Below are 22,239 nucleotides of genomic sequence, written 5' to 3'. Positions count from 1 at the left end.
TCTTCCGGTTGGCAAACTACCTTAATTAGGGTATATACACGAAGCCCGGAACAGCAGGGCTGTTCCGGGCTTCAAAGTATCTGTCAATGGCTTTTATCTACCATGGCAGTGCTTGTATTTCTTGCCGCTGCCACAAGGGCAAGGGTCGTTCCGGCCGACCTTCTTTTCATTGCGTACGATGGTCTGCGGCTTGGCCGGGCGGCTTACTCCTTCTGCTGCTGCACGGGTAGCCCGCTCTTCAGCCGTTCGGTTGGTCCGGACCTTGCTCAGGTCCGTACGCTGCTCACGGGCCTGCTCCAGAGTACGGCCATCGGCAAAGATGAGTGTGCCCCTCGACAGGTAGGAGGTCACCCGTTCGTTGATCTCATAGATGAGTTGCTCAAACAGGTTGTAGGCTTCCATTTTGTAAATGACCAGCGGGTCCTTCTGCTCAAAGGAGGCCGCCTGAACGGATTCCTTCAGTTCGTCCATAGAGCGAAGATGCTCCTTCCAGCGCTCATCAATAATGGCGAGGGTGACGGCTTTTTCAATGTCCCGGCGGATAGACTTACCCTTAGAGTTCATAGCCGTTTCCAGTTCGGCCGTAACTGCCATAGGCTTTGTCCGCCCATCACTAAATGGAATGACAATACGCTTGATCTGGTTTTTCTCCTCGTGCTTCTCAATAAAGAAAGGCATCAGCGCATCCGTAATCTGTGTCATCTTACGGTCGTAGAACTCCTCAAACTGCTGCTGGAAACGCTCGAGGACTTCTGTCTCCGGTGCCTCTTTGAAGTCAATGGCATCCGTTTTAGGGTCCATGCCCAGTACACCCAGCGCATCGCGGCGGAAGCTCTCGAAGTCGCCGGAGTCCCGGTGAGCCGACACGAGGTTTTCGAGCATGCCTTCAAACATGTTGTTGACATCTACGGACAGGCGCTCGCCGGATAAGGCGTTATCTCGCTTTTTGTAGATAGCCTCCCGCTGAATGTTCATCACATCGTCATACTCCAGCAGCCGCTTACGGATGCCAAAGTTATTCTCTTCCAATTTCTTCTGTGCCCGCTCAATTGACTTGGTGACCATAGAATGCTGAATGACTTCACCCTCTTCGTGGCCCATGCGGTCCATCAGCTTGGCAATGCGCTCTGACTGGAAAAGGCGCATGAGGTTGTCTTCCAGCGATACATAAAACTGAGAGCTGCCCGGGTCACCCTGACGTCCGGCACGGCCCCGCAACTGCCGGTCTACCCGGCGGGAGTCGTGACGCTCCGTACCAATAATGGCCAGGCCACCACTGTCTTTTACAGCCTGACTGATCTTAATGTCAGTACCCCGGCCTGCCATGTTCGTCGCAATCGTCACATTACCCGGCTTACCGGCTTCTGCAACGACTTCGGCCTCGCGTTGGTGCTGCTTGGCGTTCAGTACGTTGTGGTTGATGTGGCGGAGTTTTAGCATCCGGCTAAGGACTTCCGAAACTTCCACCGAAGTGGTACCTACCAGTACCGGGCGCCCTTGCTCAGTAAGATTGACGATCTCGCCAATTACCGCGTTGAACTTTTCCCGGGCTGTCTTAAAGACTAAATCTTCCCGGTCATCCCGGACAATAGGCCGATTAGTTGGAATGACGGCTACGTCGAGCTTGTAGATTTCCCAAAGCTCGCTGGCTTCCGTTTCTGCAGTACCGGTCATGCCCGAAAGCTTGTGGTACATCCGGAAGTAGTTCTGTAGCGTTACCGTCGCGTAAGTCTGTGTGATATCACCAATCTTGACGTTCTCTTTCGCCTCCAAAGCCTGGTGTAGACCGTCGGAATAGCGCCGGCCTTCCATCATACGGCCGGTCTGCTCATCCACAATTTTCACTTGCCCGTCCATGACCACATATTCCTGGTCTTTCTCAAACAAAGTGTAAGCTTTAAGCAACTGACTCATAGAGTGCAGGCGCTTAGACTTGATCGAAAAGTCCTGGCTGAGTTTAGTCTTGGATTCCTGCTTTTCCTCCTCGGTCATCGACTCGTCGTTGTCGATTTCGACCATAGAAGTGGCAATATCCGGCATAATGAAAAAATCCGAGTCGGAAGTGCCTTGTGAAAGGTACTCTGCCCCGAACTCCGTCAGCTCGACGTTACGGTTTTTCTCATCAATAGTAAAGTACAGGGGCTCGTCTACGATATGCATGTTCTTGGACTGCTCCTGCATGTAGAAGTTTTCAGCCTTTTGCAGCGTCACCTTGACTCCGTCTTCACTCAGGAACTTGATAAGGGGGCGGTATTTTGGAAGTGCACGGTAAGCCCGCAGCAGTGCTATGCCTGCCTCGCCTTCCTGATAGCCGGTTTTCCCGTCCTTAAAGAGTTGCTTGGCTTCAGCCAGGTAGGTGGTTGCCAGTTTACGTTGTGCAGCGATCAGTTTCTCAACAAATGGGCGCAGCGCAACGTACTCCTGATCCTCGCTGCCTTGTGGTACAGGGCCGGAAATGATCAGCGGCGTACGGGCATCGTCAATCAAGACGGAGTCTACCTCATCAATCATCGAAAAGTGGTGCTTGCCCTGCACTTTCTCGTCAATAGAGCGCACCATATTATCACGTAGGTAGTCAAAGCCAAACTCATTGTTGGTACCGTAGGTGATGTCGCACTTGTAAGCATTGATCCGCTCATCGGAGTGGGGGCGGTACTTATCGATACAATCGACGGTAAGGAACAGGAACTCGAAAATCGGGCCGACCCATTCCTGGTCACGCCGGGCGAGGTAGTCGTTCACGGTGATGATGTGCACGCCTTGCCCGGACAAGCCGTTCAGGTAAGCCGGCAGGGTGGCGACCAGGGTTTTACCTTCACCTGTGGCCATCTCTGCGATCTTCCCGTCGTGGAGTACCATACCACCGATGAGCTGCACATCGTAGTGCACCATATCCCAGGTGATTTCTCCACCTGCGGCCATCCAGCTGTTTTTCCAGATGGCCTCTTCACCCTCAATAGATACATAGCCTTTTTTAGGGTGAGCAGCGATATCCCGATCGTGCTCGGTTGCCGTCACGCGGATTTCGGAAGAGGCGGAGAACCGGCGGGCGGTTTCCTTGACCACAGCAAAAGCTTCTGGTAGGATGACCTTCAGGATTTCCTCCAGGTGGTTGTCGCGGTCCTTCTTGAGTTCATCCAGCTCTGCGAACAGGGTCTCTTTGTGGTGCAGTTCCTCTTCCTGATTGGCTTCGGCCAGCGTCTCGGCAATATCTTTATCGATACCGGCAAGGTGCTCGGCGATGCGGGTACGGAACTCCTGTGTTTTGTTCCGCAGCTCATCGTTGGAGAGGTTAGCCAGGGCTTTGAAGGCCTCGTTAATCTCTTCAACGACAGGCATATACGTGTTGACATCACGCTCCTGCTTGGTGCCAAACACTTTCTTGATGGATTTTGCTATAGCATTAAACATATGAGAAAATTTCCAATGTTAGTCTTTTGTTGTGGCGCAAAGATAGATATATTTGCGGCGATTAGAGCATCTGTAAGGCGGGTACCCGGATGATCACACTCCTTTGCTTGCATATATCGTACCATTAAGTGGCAGTGTGCCATTTTGACACGCACAAAATAAACAGAATGAAATAATTATAGGTTGATTAAAGCGTTGATAAATAACAGACAGACTTTGCTTTTTACAGGCTTTTCCGGCCATAATCTTTTTTGTGCATGATGACCCAATCCAGGTTCTTGTTTCCGGTACTCTTTATTGCCACTTTAGTCATTGGGCTGTCATCTTGTCGGAAAAATGGGCCTAAAGATATCCGGGACTATTATTTCCCCCTGCGGGAACTGGAAGAAGGGCTGGTCTACGAGTATCAGCCGGTACATCTCGATTCCCTTACCCCGGCTTACTGGTATTACCGGTCGTTTATTCAGGACGAGGGGGTGTTCCTCACCGGTACGTACTACGAGTACGACCTTGTACCGCTTCAATTGGTGCGGGAGGAGCTCGTGCGCAACGGTATGCTGGTACAGGATGTTTATCTGTACGATGACAAACCGGACAGTACCGGGCAGCAAAACCGCACCGCCGTGGAGGTCCTGCAGGGGAGTGCCTTCCCTTTTGAGGTGACAGACAGTTCCGGTGTGTTTTTGTACAAAATCCGCTGGGAGCCCCCTCAGGACAGCGGCGCAGTCATCACTTTGGTGAAAAACCGCCGCTATCTGAAGGATACCGTGGTGCAGGTACTGGGCGAATCCCATGATGCTATCTTATTTGATGTGCGGGAACTGCTCACTTATGATAAGGAAGGGGTATTTGAACAAGCATACGGAGGCCAGGAAATCTACGCCAAAGGCTTAGGGCTGGTCTACTACAATAAAACAATTGGCGAAGGCATGACATTAAGCTATGCCCTGAATCGCCGGTATCCCATGAACGAACTAGAGCAACAGTATGAACAAAGAATGCAAGAGCAGCAGTAAATACAGATGGCTGACGTTGGCCTTTTTTCTGGGGCATCTGACCTGGGCCGGTGCTGAGGTAGCCCCTCCTGAGTTTTTGTGCGTCAGCAACGATACCCTGCGCTGGGAACTGCCTGATATCACCTGCGGCCCGTTCAATGCCTACGAAGTATTCGGCAGTCAGAACATAGACGGGCCATACGCCCTTTTGGCCTCTGTCACGGACCCGGCAGTTGATTTTTACTACCACGATGCACCCGGGGTGGGGACCTGGTATTACTACTTGCAAACCAATGCCGACTGCCCGGGCGAGCCAGTTATCACCTCTGATACCCTCGACTCCCTCATTCCGCTACCGGCCAGGATTCGCTCGGTTTCTGTAGAAAATGGGAGCGTCCTCATTAATTGGGGCAGCAGCCCTTCACCGGAAGTGGTGGGCTACATTATTTCCCGTGAAGTGCCGGGCGTTGGCTCCGTTGTGCTGGACACCGTTTTTGCCGGCAATACCTATCAGGATGATGATGCGAGCCCGGGGGCACAGCAGGAGACCTACTTTATTGAAGCGATTGACCCCTGCGGCAATAAAAGCATCGTAGCGCCACCGCATTCCACCATTCTGCTGGAAGCCCAGGACTTTGATGACCCGTGCATCCGCAATGTGACCCTCGCCTGGACACCATATATAGGATGGAACAACGGGGTGGCAGAGTATCAGATTTATGAAGCCGGAGATAGCACTTCCTGGCAATTGGTGGGGACAGTAGATGGTACAGAGTCGGAATTTCAGTACGAAACTACAGAGAACGAACGGACTTATTGCTTCTCAATTGTTGCAGTGGAGAATAACGGCGATCAGCAAGCCCGGTCGAATACCGTATGCGCCACCGCTATGATCAACGACCCGGTGGAGACCCTCGTTATGGCCAATGCTACCGTTGTAAACGGCGAAATAGAGGTGAGCTGGTATTGGAATACCAACGCACTGATCGACAGCTATACCCTGCAGCGGGCATCAAGTACCAGTAATTTTGCCGGCTTATTGACGCAGACGCCGGCCGGTCCCCTTCAAAACCTGAATACCTATACAGATGGCGGGATCAATCCTGCTACGGATGCTTATCTGTATCAGGTGCTGACCACTGACGCTTGTGGTGTGGAAGTGATTTCCAATACGGCGGCTACGATTTTGCTGGAAGCAGATGGGGCCAATGGGGTCAATACCCTGAGCTGGACCCCCTACACCAACGGGCAGGGCACTTTACAGGGCTACCGTCTATTCCGGTTAGAAGCAGGTGCTCCTATAGAAGTGGGCTTTTTTGACCCGAATACCTTCTCTGCTACCGATGAGGTAGACCTTAGCGACCCCGATCAGGCGCAGGCCTGCTATTTTTTGGAAGCTGAAGCCACTGTAGATGTAGGGGTGGATCCCAACCTGCCGGTTAAGAGCCGCTCCAATATAGCTTGTGCCGCCCAAACGGCTAAAGTGTATGTACCCAATGCCTTTTCGCCCAACAATGATGGCGTTAATGATACCTTCCGCCCCTATTTGCAGTTTGGAGCCCCTTTGAGTTACGAGCTGCGTATTTTTGACCGTTGGGGCGGGCTTGTCTTCGAGACACAAGACTACAATAACGGCTGGGAGGGGCTGCGTAATTCCGAGCCCCTGAATGTTGGGGCCTATGCCTATCTGCTTCGCATTGGGCAAGCCGATGGTACGATTATTGAACGTTCCGGAGAGATCTACCTGGTACGATAAAAAAAGAGCAGCGGTGACAAAACTTTAAACCGTTTCCCGCCGTTTCTGAAATATCTTCAAATAAAGGGTGAAATTAGTGCCCAAAAGCTGGGCGCTTTACGAAAAACCTCTATATTTGCAGTCCGCTAAAAGTACAGCGGTAATTGGTTGGGTGGCCGAGTGGCTAGGCAGAGGTCTGCAAAACCTCGTACGGCGGTTCGAATCCGCTCCCAACCTCAACTAATTTCTATAAAAGCCTAAAAGATAGCGTATTAGCTGCCTTTTGGGCTTTTTTAGTTTATAGATAGGTTGACAAAACGTTATAAAAAAAACGCTTGTGCTCGGTAGAGTAGGGCTATAAAAAAGCCTGCCCCTTTAGACTATGTTTGGAGCGGGTTTTTTACGAAAATCAAGGAGTTTTGGTTCTGGCTAAATGGAAAAATGCGCGTTTGGCCCCGCAGCATTGCGCAATTCACAACACTTTGGTTATCAGCAGAAGTGCTCATCCAAACATGCTTTTAGAGCGTGTTGGGACTTTTGTCTTCTAGTCGAAAACTAACAGTTTTTTGGTTAGACGAGGCACGAAAACCGGAGTTTAGCCTTAGCTAAATGAGGATTTTCGGGACGAAGTATAAGCAAAAAAGTGTAGTTTGCAGACCGATTACTAAAGTCCAAACACGCTCTTATTGTGCCCGAGGCGAGTATAAGTGGTGCAAGTCAACTGTTAGCTTCGCTGATCGTCCCTTCGGTCCTCGGAGTTGGGGTGACCCAGGGTCTGACCCGGAGCGCAGCGGAGAGCATGACCGCAGGGAATAACTAAGCGGGGCCGCAAATACTGGTACGGACGAACAGAACTTAGCGCATCGATCTCACGCTGGGCCTAGACCGGGTAAACCGTATAAGAGGCTATTCAGTGTGATCGGGGCAGCACATCATGTCAAAGGCCGTAACCAAGAAACCCTGAGTAGTAGATACGGCCGCGATCAGTAGAAAGAGGGGCTAATAGAAAGGGGCCCATCCCCTTTCTCCGCGGACCCAGGGAGGTCTTGAACTAAGTTTGGTATTCCTATACGACAAGCCCTTAAAGTTTGCTTTAGGAATTAACCTCCCGTTTACCCACAATCTGCTATTTTTGCGCAAAAAGTAAGATGAAAAATACGCTTCTGACCCTTTCCCTCCTCCTGAGTACTGCCCTGATGAGCCTCGCACAGGCCGATCTGCTGCAAGCCGGCCCCATGCTGGGGTACAACGAAATGAGAGAAGTGCTGCTTTGGGTACAAACCACCGAGGCCGCATCGGTACAGTTTGAATACTGGCCAGTGGAAGACATTAAAGACCGCCATACAACGGCTACCTACCAAACCAATGCTGCGGAAGCGTTCACGGCTCGTCTGATTGCCGACGAAGTGGAGCCGGGTGTAGACTATGAATACGAATTGAAAGTCAACGGGAAGATGGTGCGCCGGCCCTACCCGCTTATCTTTACTGCACAGCCTCTTTGGCAGTACCGCACCGACCCGCCTGCCTTCGATGTGGCCCTGGGCAGCTGCTTTTATGTCAATGAGCCCCGCTACGACCGCCCCGGCAATGGCTACGGGAGCAACTATCAGATCTTTGAGGCTATCCACGAAAAACGTCCGGACGCGATGGTCTGGCTGGGCGACAACACTTATCTGCGGGAACCTGATTGGTACACTATGACGGGCATACTGCACCGGCACACTCACACCCGCAGCCTGCCGGAGCTACAGCCTCTGCTGGCTTCCACCCACCACTATGCCATCTGGGACGACCACGACTTCGGCCCCAATGATTCTGACCGCAGCTTCATCCATAAAGACAAAACCCTGGAGGCGTTTCAGCTCTTTTGGGGCAACCCTTCCTACGGGCTGCCGGACACGGAGGGTGGCATCACCTCTTACTTTCAGTATCATGACATGGACTTCTTCCTGCTCGACGACCGCTACTTCCGCAGCCCCAATTACCGGAAGTCGGGCGAGCCAACTATGATGGGCAAGGAGCAGCTGGAATGGCTCATTGATGCGCTGGTGAAGAGCCGGGCACCCTTCAAGCTGATCTGCATCGGCGGGCAGGTGCTGAATACGGCGGCCGTGCATGAAACGTACAGTCATCACCATGCTGCTGAGCGGGCGTACCTGTTGCGGCGCATTGAAGAAGAGGGGGTCCGCAACGTGGTCTTCCTGACCGGCGACCGTCATCATACCGAGATGAGCGAGTACCGCAACAACGCTGGCTACCGCGTGTCAGATATCACCATTTCTCCACTCACTGCCGGTGCTGCCCGAAATGTGGAAGAGGACAACAAATTGCGAGTAGACAATACGCTGGTAACAGAGCACAATTTTGGTATTTTGCATTTTGAAGGGCCCCGCAAGGAGCGAAAACTGAGCATTACAGTGTATAATACGGAGGGAAAGGCACTTTGGTCGCAGGAGTTGGAATCAGAGTAGCGGGATTTCGGCTAACCCAAAAAAATATCGAAGGGGAATAACACTTCCACGATTTTATGGTGTTCTTTACCCTGAACCTAAGCCTTTTATTATGCGATTAAACCAGCTCTTGTTGTTTGGCCTTTTTGGAATGATAGGATGTGGCCCTGTGCCCGATCAGGCGGATACAGCCAACACCCCTTCGGCTACCTCTATTATAGATCAGGCCCGCATCGCCCACGGTAGTTCGGTGGTCGACAGCAGCACGATTGGTTTTGATTTCCGCGGGCGGCACTACGTGAGTCAGCGCTCGGGCGGGCGCTTTCAGTACGAGCGGCAGTGGACGGACACCACAGGGATGGCCTACCGGGACGTGCTCACCAACGAAGGGCTCTACCGGAAAATCAACGGAGAACGGGTGCCGCTTTCCGCCAAAGACAGTGCTGCCTATACCGGTTCGGTCAACTCTGTTTTGTACTTTGCCCTCCTGCCTTATTACCTTAATGACCCCGCCGTGCAAACCCAATATCTGGGCACGGCAACCCTCAAAGGGGAGCCTTACCAAAAACTCAAAGTCACCTTCCGGGCAAATGGCGGCGGTGCCGACTACGAAGATGAGTACATTTACTGGTTCCATAAAGACGCGCATACCATGGACTACCTCGCTTACAACTATCAGGTGAATGGTGGCGGTGCCCGTTTCCGGGAAGCCTATAATGTGCGTACTGTGGAAGGGCTGCGCATTGCTGACTACCGCAATTACAAACCGGTGCCCCACAGTATGGAGGTTGCGGTTTTTGATTCCCTCTTTGAAGCCGGGCAGATGGAGCAGCTCTCCCTTATCGAAACCGAAAATGTGACCATTGACCGATGAAAGTACTGATTGTCCGTTTTTCTTCCATTGGGGATATTGTGCTCACCACGCCGGTCATCCGGGCCGTGAAACAACAGCTTGGTGCCGAGGTACATTTCCTGACCAAACGTTCCTTTCGGGGCATCCTGGCCCATAATCCTTACGTGGATAAGGTCTATGCTATTGACAAAAAAATAAGTGAAGTCAGGGCAGCCCTTCAGTCAGAAGACTACGACTATATCCTTGACCTGCACCATAATCTCCGCAGCCGGCAGGTGAAGTGGGCGCTATCTGCCAAGGCCTACACTTTTGATAAAATCAACTTGGAAAAGTGGCTGATCGTCAACCTGAAGGTCAACCGCCTGCCGGATACGCACATCGTACACCGTTATATGGCTACAGCAGCGCCTCTGGGGGCGGCCTACGACGGTCAGGGCTTGGATTATTTCATACCGGAGGAAGACGAAGTGGCGATGGGCGCACTGCTTTCCACTAATGTTCTGGGGCCGATCGCCGATGCCCCGGCTTACACCGCCCTCGTCATTGGCGCTGCTCACAACACCAAGCGGCTACCCACCCCTCGCCTCATTGAGCTCTGCCAACTGCTGGAAGAACCGGTTATCCTGCTCGGCGGGTCAGCTGAAGCGGAAGAAGGACAAGCCATAGCAGATGCCGGGGGCGGGCATGTGCTCAACACCTGCGGCCGGTTCAACCTCAACCAATCGGCTTCGGTGGTGCGGCAGTCCAGGCGGGTGATTACGCACGATACCGGGCTGATGCACATTGCGGCCGCCTTCCGCAAGCCCATCGTATCCATCTGGGGCAATACCATCCCCGAATTTGGGATGTACCCGTTTTTCCCGGAAGGGGAGGGGCGCAACACCACCGTACAGGTCGAAGGCCTAAAGTGCCGCCCCTGCTCCAAAATCGGCTACCAAAGCTGCCCCAGGGGGCATTTTCGCTGTATGGAGGAAATACCCTTGGATGCCGTACAGAAAGCCGCAGAAAAAGGCGGTTAATGTCCGCGGTACGTGCAAATCCATGGCCATTCAGGGGGTCGGATTGTCTCTTAACACCTATCTTGCCGGGGATTTTATCAGGTTTGTTCCAGAAATCAATTATCTTTCGGTCTTTGAGCCTCAAAATTGACTGAAAAGGGGCTCTGTTTTTCCCAGATGCTGAAGGTACACCCAATGGTGCGACGTTCTAAAAACACTAATACTCTATGAAGCTAGTCAGAACTCTACACTTCTTACTATTCTTTGCCGTTCTCGGAAGTTTGCAAGCGCAGGACCTACACTATACCTTGTTCAATATGTCTCCGCTGTCGCTCAATCCGGCGAATACCGGTGCCTTTCTGGGTACGGTGCGCGTGGGTGGTATTTACCGCGGGCAGTGGTGGGCTGTGGGCGACCGGGGCTATAATACACCGGGCGGCTATGTAGATGCTCCGATCATCCGGGGTTTTAGAGATCAGGACTGGGTAGGCGTAGGCGCTTATATCCTGCAGGACCGTTCTGGTTCTATCCGATTTACCACCCGCTCCAATGGCTTATCCGGTGCGTACCACCTGGGCCTGGACAAGAAGGGCGAATCGGTATTGACGCTAGGCGTGCAAATCGGGAGTATTACGCGGAGCTTGCGGTCGAGAGATATCCTTTTGGGGTCTAACTTTGATGCGGGAAATGTTACTATTGAGCCTGGATTTGGAGACGACACCGCTTTTGGTGGTGGTGGTGGCACTGGCGGCGGCGGTGGCAATATGGACGCAAATGATAACGACATATCTAACTCCTACCTCGATATCCGCGCCGGCCTGCTGTTCAAGCAAAAGATTGATGATTTCGATAATTTCGAAGCTGGCGTGGCATTTGGCCACCTCAATGTTCCTGACTATACTTTTGGCGGTGGCGGTGGAGGTATGGGACCTATCCCAGGTCCTAATCCTGGTAATAATAATATTCAGGACAGCGACCGTCAGCCGATGCTGATTACCACTCATGCCCGGTACGAATGGGCTCTGAATGAAAAGTGGTCTGCGGCGCCTACCGTAATGTGGCAAACGATGCGCGGGCAGCACGAAGTGAATCTGCAAGCCTGGGCGGGCTACAACCTCAAGCCGGAAGATCAGATCAAGATCCACATGGGCCTGGGCTACCGGGTAGGCGATGCTGCGAAAATCCTGGCCGGCCTTGACTATAAGGATCTGCGGGTAGCAGCGGCATTTGACTTGAATGTGTCGGCCTACCGCACGGCAACCGATTTTCAGGGTGCCTTTGAAATCGCAGCCTTCTACATCTTCAAGATTTATAAAGAACCGGATATCAAGCCGGCTATCCTTTGCCCGAAATTCTAAACAAATTAACGTTTCATTAAAAAAGCTGAAGCCGGCTTTAGCGTTTACCAAACAAAAAGCAATTGGACAAACTATCCGGAAAGTCTATGAAAAACGTATATTTAATTCTCGGGCTGCTACTCTTTTCTGGCCTGCAATTACTGCAAGCCCAGCCCCTGACCAAATCATCTTTAGAACAAAACCTTATTGCTGCCCGCAAGTCCTGGGCTAACCTCGACTACGTCAATGCCCTTGAGTACTACGAGGACGCTTACGAGGATAGTAAGGACCGGGCCCTGATTGATACAATCGCGATCCTGCAGTTTAAAGTCCGCGATTACCGCACGGCCGAGCGCTGGTTCAGCCGCCTGCTGCGGCGCGATGACGAGGGGTTGTTTACCCAATACCGCTACACCTATGGGCAGCTGTTGAAGATGAACGAAAAGTACGACGAAGCCATTCAGGAGTTCCAGCAGTTCCTGGCTACCAATCCTAATGACAGCCTGGAAACACTTGCGAAGAATGAAATCTCCGGTGCGGAACTGGCCCTGGAGCTGCCGCAAAACCTTAAAGGCGTGACGGTGGAAAATGCCGGCCGCGACCTCAATGATAAAGTTTCGGAATATACACCGACTTTGGGCAGTAATGGAAAGGAAATCTACTTTGCGACCTTCGATGCGGATGACGTCATCTATGTAGACGAGGAAAACATGGAAGAGACCTACGCCATGATTTTCCGCTCTACCCTCGACGATACCGACTGGTCCAAGCCACAGGAGCTGGGTGGGGAAATCAATCGGCCCGGTTTCCACAATAGTAACGTACGCTTGTCACCGGATGGCAGCACGATGTACTTTACCCGTGCCAAACTGCAAGGCAATACCGTTTCGGAAAGTAAGCTTTACTTTAGTAAGGGCGGTGGCGATTCCTGGTCCGGTGCCCTGGAGCTCAAAGGTGTCAATGGCGACTACATCGCCAAGCACGCTACCCCCGGCGAACTGTACGGCAAACGTGTGCTTTTCTTCGCTTCTGATATGCAAGGCGGCTACGGCGGTTTCGATCTCTACTACGCCACCCTGATTGGCGAAGGCGAATACAGTGCGCCGGTCAATATGGGCGATGTTATCAATACCCCTGGCGATGAAGAAACACCCTACTATCGGGAAGGCACCCTCTACTTTGCCTCTACCGGCCACCCTGGCCTGGGCGGGTTTGATCATTTCTACGCGAGCTGGGACGGAGAGAAGTGGAGCGATGTGCTGAACATGGGCCGCGGCTATAATACCAGTGTGGATGACTACGGTTTTACTCTGGATCAGGAAGGCTACTTCGGCGTATTGACTTCCAACCGGACCGGTGGGCGTTCTGCCTACGGGCGGACCTGCTGCGATGACATCTACACCGTGAATATCGCCCGTGTGGTGGTAGACCTCGTTGTAGGGACTTTCACCAAAGAGAAAAAGCCACTTACCGGTAGCACCGTATACCTGGTGCCAACCACCAATGATAAAATGGGCAAGCCCAACGCTCAAAACTCCGGCGACAAGAGTAATGTCGTTGGCTTTGACCTGTCCCTGGAAACACCTTATATGCTGATCGGTACCCACCCCGATTATTACCCGGATACCGTGACCCTGAATACTGTGGGTATTACGGAATCTACTTCACTGGAGCATCGTTTTTATCTGGAGCCCAAGCCCGTTCCTCCACCTGAGCCGGAGTTCGACACGATCTCCATTGACGAGCCCATTGTGCTGGAAAATATCCTCTACGACTTTGATAGTGACCGCATCCGTGAAGAGGCAGAGAGCGACTTACAGAGAGTGCTTGAAATTCTGAATGACTATCCGGACATGGTTATTGAGCTCAGTTCGCATACGGACAGTCAGGGTGGTGACGATTACAACGAAGACCTTTCTCAACGCCGTGCTGAATCTGCCCGCCGCTGGCTTGTCCGCGAGGGCATAGACCGTGACCGGATTGTGGCAAAAGGATACGGTGAGAGCCAGCCACAAACCGTCAATGCACGAGCTGCTGCCTTAGCAGACTTCCTGAATGAAGGTGATGTCCTGACTCCCGATTTTATCGATGCTTTGGAAACCAAAGAGCAAAAGGAAAGAGCATTCGAGCTCAACCGCCGTACCGAGTTTAAAATCCTCGAAGGGCCGACTTCTATCACCATTAAGCGGATAGAGAAAAAAGAAACGACCAAAGAGGCACCCGACCGTGGCAACCTGCCTGGCGGCAAGCCGGAAATGAAGTTTGTTAAAGAGTTCGTCGACCTTGGGCAGGTGCGCAAAGGCGATAAAAAGGAGTACACCTTCGTTTTCTACAACGCCGGGGATGCGCCTTTTACCATTGATTTGATTTCAGCTTGCGACTGCACTAAAGTCGTGAATGACCTGACCGGAGAGACCTTTGAACCCGGGGAGAAAGGACGGCTGGAGATCATTTTCGACAGCTCCGAAAAAGACGAATCAGAGGTGATCGATATTGATATTTTCCTGGCGGAGTCTGATGAAAAGGGCAACCCAATGATGAAGACCGTTCAGTACAAGTTTGAGCTGTTGAAATAAGAGCAACAAGCTTTTACTTTGGAACGAAGTGGCAGGTACCCGATGTGGTGCCTGCCACTTTTATTTTATCTTTGCGGCATGATGGATCAAATTATTGCAGAGGCAGTTGCACTGAGCTGGGTCGATTGGGTGGCCACTGTTACGGCCTTACTGTACATCATTCTGGCAGCCCGGGGCAATGTCTGGTGCTGGTTTTGGGGCATCATCAGTTGTGCGCTTTGGGCGTACGCGTCCTATGCATTTTATCAGCTCTATCTGGATGCCGTCTTGCAGGTCTTCTACGTTGTGATGGCTTTTGTCGGGCTATACAATTGGCGTTGGGGAGGCGAAGGCAACACCGAAGCGCCTATTCAGCGCCTGCCCTGGAATGCACATTTGCCTTACCTGGCAGGAGGCACGTTGCTGGCTATTGCCTTCGGTTATTTTTTCGATCAGTACACCCCTGCCGCTGCCACATATTGGGATGCTTTCACCACCGTCTTTTCCGTACTCGCCACCCTGCTGCTGGTACAGCGCTACCTCGACAACTGGGCCTACTGGGTTGTTATTGATACCATATATATAGGTTTGTATTTTAGCCGGGAAGCCTACCTGTTCAGCTTGCTGATGGTCGTTTACACCGTAATTGCCAGTGTAGCCTGGGTGCAGTGGCAAAAATCCTGGAAGAACAGCCAAAGCCATGAACAAATCAAAAACTCGGTAAGTCTATAGGGGCAAAAGAATCATGTTTTTCATCCCACAGCAGCGTAAGAGGGCACGCCGGGCTATCAGTAGCAGCGGTACTTTTTATAACCTGTTGAAAATAAAGGGCGTAGCTTATTAATTTGGAATAAATCTAAATAAGAAGCTTCAGTCAACTAAAGCAAATGTGAGCTTCTTCTTTATGGTAAAAGGTTTCTATATTTGCGGTGTTTTTGAAAAGCCTGATAAGTAATTTAGGGTAGAAAAACTACCTCATTAATGAATAATAAAGAATGAAACAAACAGTAAGCAAAGGCATCCTGCTCATTCTGGCAATGGGCGCCTACACTACAAGCTGGGCGCAAGCAGAGTCCGGTGGGAACGGTTTTGGTTCCGTACTTACCTACTCTCTGATTGCTATCGCTGTGCTGATTTTCTTCTTCCTCATCGTTCAGGTTTCCAACAACCTGCTGTCTATTGAGGCTAAGCAGCTGGGTATTGACGAGGAAGGTGGTGAAGTCGGGCCTGGTAATGAGGGCTTCCTTGGCCGCTTGTTCCAGCCTAAGAGGCCTGCTTTCCTCGATGAAAGCACGCCGGTGACTTACCTGCGGCGCGGCCATGATATTGCACTGGAAGGCGAAGCGGCACTTAGCATAGACGAGTCTGTGCAGGCCACCACTTATGCGGTTCAGCCGCCTAACTTCCTGGGCATTTCTCCAATACCGAAGATGCTGGTGGAAGAAGGCAGTGAAGTCAAAGCGGGAGACCACCTGTTTTTTGATAAAACCCGGCCCGAAATGAAGTGGGTAGCGCCGGTAAGCGGTGAGGTGATCGGCATTGAGCGTGGTGCCAAGCGTGCCATTACTGCAGTGACCATTCTTGCAGATAAAGAACAGCAGTACCGTGAGCTGTCAGCTTTCGACCTTGATAACTCAAGCCGGGAGCAACTCGTAGAGTACCTGTTGGATGCCGGTGCATGGACGCTCCTGCGTCAGCGCCCTTTCAACGTTGTAGCAGACTACAATGAAGTGCCACGGGATATTTTTATTTCCAGTTTCGATACAGCGCCCCTTGCTCCGAATCTCGACTTTGTCGTTGAGGGGCAGGAAGCCGCTTTCCAGAAAGGCCTTGATGTACTTGCTAAACTGACAAGTGGTAGTGTATACCTTGGGCTGAATGCCAATGGGGAAACCGCTCCTGCAAAAGCGTTCACAGAGGCAACAGGTGTGAAACAGCGTTGGTTCCACGGGAAGCACCCGGCAGGCAACGTTGGCGTTCAGATTCACCACACTAAGCCGATTAGCCTGAATGCTAAAGTGTGGACACTTGGCGTGCAGGAAGTCCTTACGCTGGGCAAAATCTTTACCGAGCAGCGCTTCAATGCGGAGCGTATTGTGGCGGTGACTGGGGCTGAGCTTAAAAAGCCGGTTTACCTGAAAACAAAGGCGGGGGCAAAAATTGCCGACCTGCTGAAGGATAATCTTGCTAATGACCACGTTCGCTATATCTCCGGCGACGTCCTTTCCGGGAAGCGCAAAGAGCAGGATAGCTATCTGAATTACTACGATGATCAACTCACAGTGGTAGAAGAAGGGGACGACTACGCACTCTTCGGCTGGCTGCTGCCAAGTTTCAATACACCAAGTATTTCCACTACCTTCCCGTCGGCTCTCATACCCGACATGAAGTTCAAAGCGGAAACCAACACTCACGGTGAGCGCCGCGCATTTGTCGTGACCGGCAATTACGAGAGCGTTTTGCCTATGGACCTCTATCCACAAGAGCTTATGAAGTCCATTTTGGTCGGCGATTTTGAAAAGATGGAAGGGCTGGGACTGCCTGAGCTGGTAGAGGAAGATGTGGCGCTTTGTGAATTCGTTTGTGTATCCAAACAGCCGGTGCAGCAGATTCTGCGGCAGGGACTGGATACTATGCGCGAACAAGCCTAAGCATTAGTTAACTGAATTGAAAATCTCACGATAACAGAGATATGAAAAACGCATTATTAAAAGCACTCAAGCGCATCGAGCCGGACAAGGCGAAGTCTCCGTTCATGCACACGGCTTATGACGCTTTCTTTACTTTCGCATTCACGCCTAATCTGACCACAAAAGACGGAGTGCATATCCGCGATGGTATGGACCTGAAGCGGCAGATGGTACACGTAGTACTGGCACTACAAGTGCTGTACTTGTTCGGTACTTATAATATTGGGCATCAGCATTTCGTAGCCTTGGGTGAATACACGGGCTTCCTGCAAGGGGTGCACCTCAAGCTGATCTACGGCCTGATTAAGATCATCCCGATCTTTATTGTGACCCACGTCGTGGGCCTGGGCATTGAATTCTACTATGCCTACAAAAAAGGGCACGGTGTAGAAGAAGGTTTCCTGGTTTCCGGTGCCTTAATCCCACTCATCATGCCACCGGATATCCCACTGTGGATTCTGGGTGTTTCCGTTGCTTTTGCCGTATGGATTGGTAAGGAAGCATTCGGTGGCACCGGTATGAATATCCTGAATATTGCCCTGCTGTCACGGGTTTTCGTCTTTTTCGCTTATCCTACTTATATCTCTGGTGACGAAGTTTGGATTGCCGGTATTGAGAAGGCAGCGGAAGGCGGCTACTTTGGTCAGGCTTATGGTGCCGTTTATGGGTTCTTCGATAACATCTTCGCTGGCTTAGGGCTAGCGACTTTTGGTGCCGGCGGTTCTGCCGTGGTGGATGGTTATACGGGGGCGACCCCACTGGCCATCGCCTCCAAAGAGGGCTGGGGAGCGGTGACGGAGACGTACACGACCGGTCAGATGCTCTGGGGGACCATCCCGGGCTCTATTGGCGAAAGCTCCAAGCCATTGATTATCGTGGGCGCACTCTTCCTGATCATCACCAAGATTGCGGACTGGAAGATCATGGTATCTATGGTGTTTGGTGCGGCAGTGATGGCACTGTTGCTCAATGCCTGGGGCGCAACTGAATTTATGGAAGTCCCCTGGTACTATCAGTTCTACATGGGCAGCTTCCTGTTTGCTATGGCATTCATGGCGACTGACCCGGTGACTGCTTCTGCTACCTCCAGTGGTAAGTGGATCTACGGTTTCCTGATCGGTTTCGTCGGTATGATCGTGCGGGTACTCAACCCGGCTTATCCGGAAGGCTGGATGCTCGCGATCCTGTTTATGAATGTATTTGCGCCACTGATCGACCACTACGTACTGCAGGCGAACATCAATCGCCGGGCGAAGCGTATCAAGGCGATCATGAAGTCGGAAACACCGGACAAACCGGCACCCGCAACGGCACAGGTGCAAGCCTAATGGTTTCTTTCAATCTCTAAAAAGTACAAGTACTCATGGAGTCAACAAGATATGTCATCATTTTCATCCTCATTCTTACCGCAGCTGTAGCGGTTAGCCTTACCGGTCTGCGGGAAGCGACCAAAGCGCAGTCTGCAACCAATGAGGACATCTTCAACAAGCGGGCCATCCTGACGGCAGTGGAAGACTACCTGCCTGATGGGCAAAAGGTAGCCGAACTTTCTGATGAGCAGGTGCTGGAGCTCTTTGCTCAGATGGATCAGCCGGTCGTGGATATGGAGGGCAATGTCATTGAAGACGTTAAAGCCGAGTCCATCGATATGGCCAAGGAGCGTAAAAAGCCGGAAGCGGAGCGCCGCTTGCCGGTTTATGTCTACGAGCAGGGCGGGCAGGAGTTTTACATCCTTTCTGTACGGGGCAATGGCCTGTGGGACGAGATTTGGGGCAGTGTAGCCCTGAAGAGCGACCTCAACACGGTAGCCGGTGCCACTTTTGACCACAAAGGCGAAACGCCCGGCCTTGGCGCAGAAATCAAGGACAACCCTTCCTTTTCTGAGCAATTCGAAGGAAAGGAAATCTACGAATCGAATGGAGATTATGTCTCTATCAAGGTACGCAAAGGCGGTGCCCGCGACCCTAAGCACGAGGTAGATGGTATCTCTGGTGCCACAGTTACCGCCGATGGGGTCAGCGAGATGCTGTACCGGGGGCTGAAGTACTATCAGCCTTACCTCGACAAGGTGAAGCAGCAAAGCCTGCTGCTCAATTAATCAAAAATCTAAAACGGTGCGCTCCGGTGCACCGGCTCACATAAAAACAAGAAAACAATGGCTGAGACTGCTGTAAAAGAGAAAGAGTCGGTATTTCAGTTTGGCAAAAAAGAGCGCAAGCTGCTGACCGACCCCCTCAACGACAACAACCCAATCACCGTGCAGGTGCTGGGCATTTGTTCTGCCCTTGCGGTAACCTCGCTGGTTTACCCTTCGCTGGTGATGGCCATTGCGGTAATCTTTGTTACTGCTTTTTCCAGCTTGTTCACATCTCTGCTGCGGAACTACATTCCTAAGTCCGTGCGTATGATCGTTCAGCTGGTCATTATTGCTTCACTGGTAACAGTGGTGGAGCTTACTCTGAAGTACCTCAACTACCCGGTCTACAAGCAGCTGTCCGTTTATATCGGCCTGATCATCACCAACTGTATCGTGATGGGCCGCCTGGAAGCCTTCTCTATGGCCAACAAGCCCTGGCGTTCTTTCCTGGACGGCGTAGGCAACGGTCTGGGTTACGGTGTCATTCTGGTTGCAGTAGGTGTGGTACGGGAAATCTTCGGTAAAGGCAGCTTGTTTGCGGGCAGCCCAATTGAACTGAAAATCATTGGCCCAACGGCAGACTACCTGATCAATACTGCGGATAGTGTGATGTTCGGCTGGTATGCCAATAACAACCTTATGGTACTGCCGGCTTCGGCTATGTTTATCATCGGAATTATGATTTGGATTCAGCGTAGCTATAACACCAAGCTTGTTGACGTATCCTAATTACCAAACGCAAATCCACAACAAAGAGAACAATGGAATTTTTCAATACTTTCATTAGAGCAGCTTTCATAGAGAACCTGGTCCTGGCTTACTTCCTGGGCATGTGTTCTTACCTGGCTGTGTCCAAGAGTGTGCAAACGGCGTTTGGCCTTGGCCTGGCCGTTATTTTCGTACTCGGTATCACGATGCCGATCAACTGGCTGATCAGTGAGTATCTGCTGAGCGAAACCGGCTTGCTGGGGGTTGACCTTACTTTCCTGCGCTTCATCCTCTTTATCGCTGTAATTGCCTCAATGGTGCAGCTGGTGGAGATGGTGGTCGAGAAATATTCGCCCTCGCTTTATAGTGCCCTGGGTATCTTCCTCCCACTGATTACGGTGAACTGTGCGATCCTCGGTGGCTCGCTTTTCATGGTATCCCGGGAGTACAACCTGTCTAATGCAGTAGCATTTGGACTGGGCGGTGGTTTTGGCTGGTTCCTTGCGATCATTGCGATTGCTGCGATCCGCGAAAAAATCCGCTATTCCAATGTACCGCCTGCATTGCGTGGTTTGGGTATGGCTTTCATCCTTACCGGACTGATGGGCATCGCTTTTATGAGCCTGATGGGTATTGACCCTGCGGCATTTACTTCCAATGGATAACCCCCCCGTTGGTGTACTGACGGTTTGATGACAACAACTTTGCAAAGCTGTAGTTATCTTTATAACCGCTGGTGATTAAATTAACAGATACAAAATTTAAGATAGAATGACCACGATCGTATTTGCTGTTGTTGTGTTCAGCCTTGTGATTCTGGCGCTGTCTTTCATGTTGATCTTTGCGCGCAAGCGCCTCGTCCCACAGGGAGATGTCAAGATCATTGTGAATGGTGACGAGGAGAATCCAATGCTGGTAAAGCCAGGCTCGTCTTTGTTGGGCGCCCTGTCTGATAAAAGCATTTTCCTGCCTTCTGCCTGTGGTGGCGGTGGTACTTGTGCTATGTGCGAATGCCACATTGACGAAGGCGGTGGCGATGTGCTGCCCACTGAGCTGAACCACCTTACCCGCCGCGAAGTCGCAGAGAACAAACGCCTGGCTTGTCAGGTGAAAGTCCGTGAGGATATGCGTATTCGTATTCCGGAAGAAATTTTCGGTATTAAGAAGTGGGAGTGCGAAGTGGTTTCCAACTATAACGTAGCTTCTTTTATTAAGGAGTTCGTTGTGCGCTTGCCGGAAGGTGAAAGCCTTGATTTTGAATCCGGTGGCTATATTCAGATCGATGTGCCCAAAATCAAAGTGGATTTCAAAGACTTCGATATTACGGCGCACCCACGGATGACCGATAAGGCGCCTGATGAGTACAAAGAGGAGTGGGACAACTTCAAAATGTGGGACCTCTCCATGAAGAATGATGAGGAGCAGTTCCGCGCCTACTCCATGGCGAACCACCCGGCAGAGGGTAACATCGTGATGCTCAACATCCGTATCGCTACACCACCCTGGGACCGTAAGAATAATACCTGGATGCAAGTCAATCCTGGTGTATGTTCTTCTTATGTCTTCGGCTCTAAGCCAGGGGATAAGGTGACGGTATCCGGTCCATACGGCGAATTCTTCATCAAGCCGACGAAGAAAGAGATGGTTTACATCGGTGGTGGTGCAGGTATGGCACCGTTGCGCTCACACATCTTCCACCTTTTCCATACCCTGAAGACAAAAGACCGTAAGGTGTCTTACTGGTATGGTGGCCGCTCCAAGCGTGAGTTGTTCTATACACAGGACTTCCGCGAGATTGAGCAGGATTATAATAACTTCAGCTATCATATTGCACTGTCTGACACTAAAGTCGCTGAGGAAGTGGACAAGTGGAAAGTGAAAAAAGACATTGACGATAAAGCAGGTGATGGTTACCTGGGCTTCATCCACCAAGTCCTCTATGATAACTATTTGAAAAACCACCCTGAGCCAGAGGAAATTGAGTACTACCTCTGCGGCCCGCCACTTATGCTACAGGCTGCTATGAAAATGCTCGACGAACTCGGCGTACCTGAAGAAAATATCGCATTTGACGACTTCGGTAGCTAATCCGGGTCAGTTACAAAATACAAAAAGCCGCTTCCCTGATGGGGGAGCGGCTTTTGTTATAAAGCGTCTTTTAAAAGGTTTGGGGGAATGACGCATGAAGAGATTTAGCAACAAGCTCTAAGTGTTGTGTTTAGATGACCCAGTGCCTCAAGCCATAAATCCTTGACACCCCAAGTTTCGTTCTTTTCCGCCTACTCTTCGTTGAAGAACCGCTCCTTTAGCTCGGGCTAAAGTCGCGAACCTTCGCCTTGATTAGTCGAAAAATAACTTCAACTTAAGTAT

15 protein-coding genes and 1 tRNA gene are annotated in these 22,239 nt (G+C 51.4%); 15 read left to right on the top strand and 1 reads right to left on the bottom strand.

Features of this window, described 5'->3' with window-relative positions:
* Window positions 1–93: 93 nt before the first annotated feature.
* A complete protein-coding gene (gene secA / locus RIC19_RS17510) occupies window positions 94–3,411 on the bottom strand; it encodes a preprotein translocase subunit SecA (RefSeq protein ID WP_350179644.1) in 3,318 nt (1,105 codons plus the stop codon).
* 257 nt (window positions 3,412–3,668) lie between these two features.
* Between secA and RIC19_RS17505 the strand changes: the two genes are divergently transcribed.
* The 15 genes from RIC19_RS17505 to nqrF all read left to right on the top strand — a co-directional run bounded on the left by RIC19_RS17505 (window position 3,669) and on the right by nqrF (window position 21,957).
* Complete coding sequence (locus RIC19_RS17505; protein ID WP_350179643.1) at window positions 3,669–4,427, top strand: hypothetical protein; 759 nt, start codon at window positions 3,669–3,671, stop codon at window positions 4,425–4,427.
* Entirely contained in the window at window positions 4,399–6,162 is a 1,764-nt protein-coding gene (locus RIC19_RS17500) for a T9SS type B sorting domain-containing protein (RefSeq protein ID WP_350179642.1), read from the top strand. Before RIC19_RS17505 ends, RIC19_RS17500 begins: the two co-directional genes overlap by 29 nt.
* Before the next feature lie 145 nt (window positions 6,163–6,307).
* Window positions 6,308–6,378 (top strand) — tRNA-Cys (locus tag RIC19_RS17495).
* A gap of 911 nt (window positions 6,379–7,289) precedes the next feature.
* Complete coding sequence (locus RIC19_RS17490) at window positions 7,290–8,612, top strand: alkaline phosphatase D family protein (protein ID WP_350179641.1); 1,323 nt, start codon at window positions 7,290–7,292, stop codon at window positions 8,610–8,612.
* A 91-nt stretch (window positions 8,613–8,703) separates the two neighbouring features.
* Window positions 8,704–9,465, top strand: a complete 762-nt coding sequence (locus RIC19_RS17485; protein WP_350179640.1) for a DUF6503 family protein — start codon at window positions 8,704–8,706, stop codon at window positions 9,463–9,465.
* On the top strand, window positions 9,462–10,463 hold the full coding sequence (locus RIC19_RS17480; protein WP_350179639.1) for a glycosyltransferase family 9 protein: 1,002 nt from the start codon (window positions 9,462–9,464) through the stop codon (window positions 10,461–10,463). Before RIC19_RS17485 ends, RIC19_RS17480 begins: the two co-directional genes overlap by 4 nt.
* A gap of 206 nt (window positions 10,464–10,669) precedes the next feature.
* Complete coding sequence (locus RIC19_RS17475; RefSeq protein WP_350179638.1) at window positions 10,670–11,800, top strand: PorP/SprF family type IX secretion system membrane protein; 1,131 nt, start codon at window positions 10,670–10,672, stop codon at window positions 11,798–11,800.
* Between the two features lie 86 nt (window positions 11,801–11,886).
* A complete protein-coding gene (locus tag RIC19_RS17470) occupies window positions 11,887–14,355 on the top strand; it encodes an OmpA family protein (protein ID WP_350179637.1) in 2,469 nt (822 codons plus the stop codon).
* 78 nt (window positions 14,356–14,433) lie between these two features.
* Window positions 14,434–15,066, top strand: a complete 633-nt coding sequence (gene pnuC, locus RIC19_RS17465; RefSeq protein ID WP_350179636.1) for a nicotinamide riboside transporter PnuC — start codon at window positions 14,434–14,436, stop codon at window positions 15,064–15,066.
* A gap of 263 nt (window positions 15,067–15,329) precedes the next feature.
* Complete coding sequence (locus RIC19_RS17460; protein ID WP_350179635.1) at window positions 15,330–16,985, top strand: Na(+)-translocating NADH-quinone reductase subunit A; 1,656 nt, start codon at window positions 15,330–15,332, stop codon at window positions 16,983–16,985.
* Window positions 16,986–17,026: 41 nt separating this feature from the next.
* On the top strand, window positions 17,027–18,352 hold the full coding sequence (locus RIC19_RS17455; protein ID WP_350179634.1) for an NADH:ubiquinone reductase (Na(+)-transporting) subunit B: 1,326 nt from the start codon (window positions 17,027–17,029) through the stop codon (window positions 18,350–18,352).
* Window positions 18,353–18,387: 35 nt separating this feature from the next.
* Window positions 18,388–19,122, top strand: a complete 735-nt coding sequence (nqrC, locus tag RIC19_RS17450; RefSeq protein WP_350179633.1) for an NADH:ubiquinone reductase (Na(+)-transporting) subunit C — start codon at window positions 18,388–18,390, stop codon at window positions 19,120–19,122.
* 57 nt (window positions 19,123–19,179) lie between these two features.
* A complete protein-coding gene (locus RIC19_RS17445) occupies window positions 19,180–19,890 on the top strand; it encodes an NADH:ubiquinone reductase (Na(+)-transporting) subunit D (RefSeq protein ID WP_350179632.1) in 711 nt (236 codons plus the stop codon).
* A 32-nt stretch (window positions 19,891–19,922) separates the two neighbouring features.
* Window positions 19,923–20,534: an NADH:ubiquinone reductase (Na(+)-transporting) subunit E gene (nqrE, locus tag RIC19_RS17440; RefSeq protein ID WP_350179631.1), complete on the top strand. Its 612-nt coding sequence runs from the start codon at window positions 19,923–19,925 to the stop codon at window positions 20,532–20,534.
* Between the two features lie 106 nt (window positions 20,535–20,640).
* Window positions 20,641–21,957 carry an NADH:ubiquinone reductase (Na(+)-transporting) subunit F gene (gene nqrF, locus RIC19_RS17435; protein ID WP_350179630.1) on the top strand — a complete coding sequence of 439 codons (1,317 nt, stop codon included), beginning with the start codon at window positions 20,641–20,643 and terminating at the stop codon, window positions 21,955–21,957.
* Window positions 21,958–22,239: the final 282 nt, after the last annotated feature.

Origin of the sequence: Phaeodactylibacter sp., assembly GCF_040219495.1 — a bacterium.
In the GTDB taxonomy this organism is placed as follows: domain Bacteria; phylum Bacteroidota; class Bacteroidia; order Chitinophagales; family Saprospiraceae; genus Phaeodactylibacter.
This window is presented reverse-complemented; position numbering and strand designations above follow the sequence as displayed.

Coding starts and splice junctions, on each gene's coding strand:
- secA (WP_350179644.1), bottom strand. CDS start 3,411: ATGTTTAATGCTATAGCAAAATCCATCAAGAAAGTGTTTGGCACCAAG.
- RIC19_RS17505 (WP_350179643.1), top strand. CDS start 3,669: ATGATGACCCAATCCAGGTTCTTGTTTCCGGTACTCTTTATTGCCACT.
- RIC19_RS17500 (WP_350179642.1), top strand. CDS start 4,399: ATGAACAAAGAATGCAAGAGCAGCAGTAAATACAGATGGCTGACGTTG.
- RIC19_RS17490 (WP_350179641.1), top strand. CDS start 7,290: ATGAAAAATACGCTTCTGACCCTTTCCCTCCTCCTGAGTACTGCCCTG.
- RIC19_RS17485 (WP_350179640.1), top strand. CDS start 8,704: ATGCGATTAAACCAGCTCTTGTTGTTTGGCCTTTTTGGAATGATAGGA.
- RIC19_RS17480 (WP_350179639.1), top strand. CDS start 9,462: ATGAAAGTACTGATTGTCCGTTTTTCTTCCATTGGGGATATTGTGCTC.
- RIC19_RS17475 (WP_350179638.1), top strand. CDS start 10,670: ATGAAGCTAGTCAGAACTCTACACTTCTTACTATTCTTTGCCGTTCTC.
- RIC19_RS17470 (WP_350179637.1), top strand. CDS start 11,887: ATGAAAAACGTATATTTAATTCTCGGGCTGCTACTCTTTTCTGGCCTG.
- pnuC (WP_350179636.1), top strand. CDS start 14,434: ATGATGGATCAAATTATTGCAGAGGCAGTTGCACTGAGCTGGGTCGAT.
- RIC19_RS17460 (WP_350179635.1), top strand. CDS start 15,330: ATGAAACAAACAGTAAGCAAAGGCATCCTGCTCATTCTGGCAATGGGC.
- RIC19_RS17455 (WP_350179634.1), top strand. CDS start 17,027: ATGAAAAACGCATTATTAAAAGCACTCAAGCGCATCGAGCCGGACAAG.
- nqrC (WP_350179633.1), top strand. CDS start 18,388: ATGGAGTCAACAAGATATGTCATCATTTTCATCCTCATTCTTACCGCA.
- RIC19_RS17445 (WP_350179632.1), top strand. CDS start 19,180: ATGGCTGAGACTGCTGTAAAAGAGAAAGAGTCGGTATTTCAGTTTGGC.
- nqrE (WP_350179631.1), top strand. CDS start 19,923: ATGGAATTTTTCAATACTTTCATTAGAGCAGCTTTCATAGAGAACCTG.
- nqrF (WP_350179630.1), top strand. CDS start 20,641: ATGACCACGATCGTATTTGCTGTTGTTGTGTTCAGCCTTGTGATTCTG.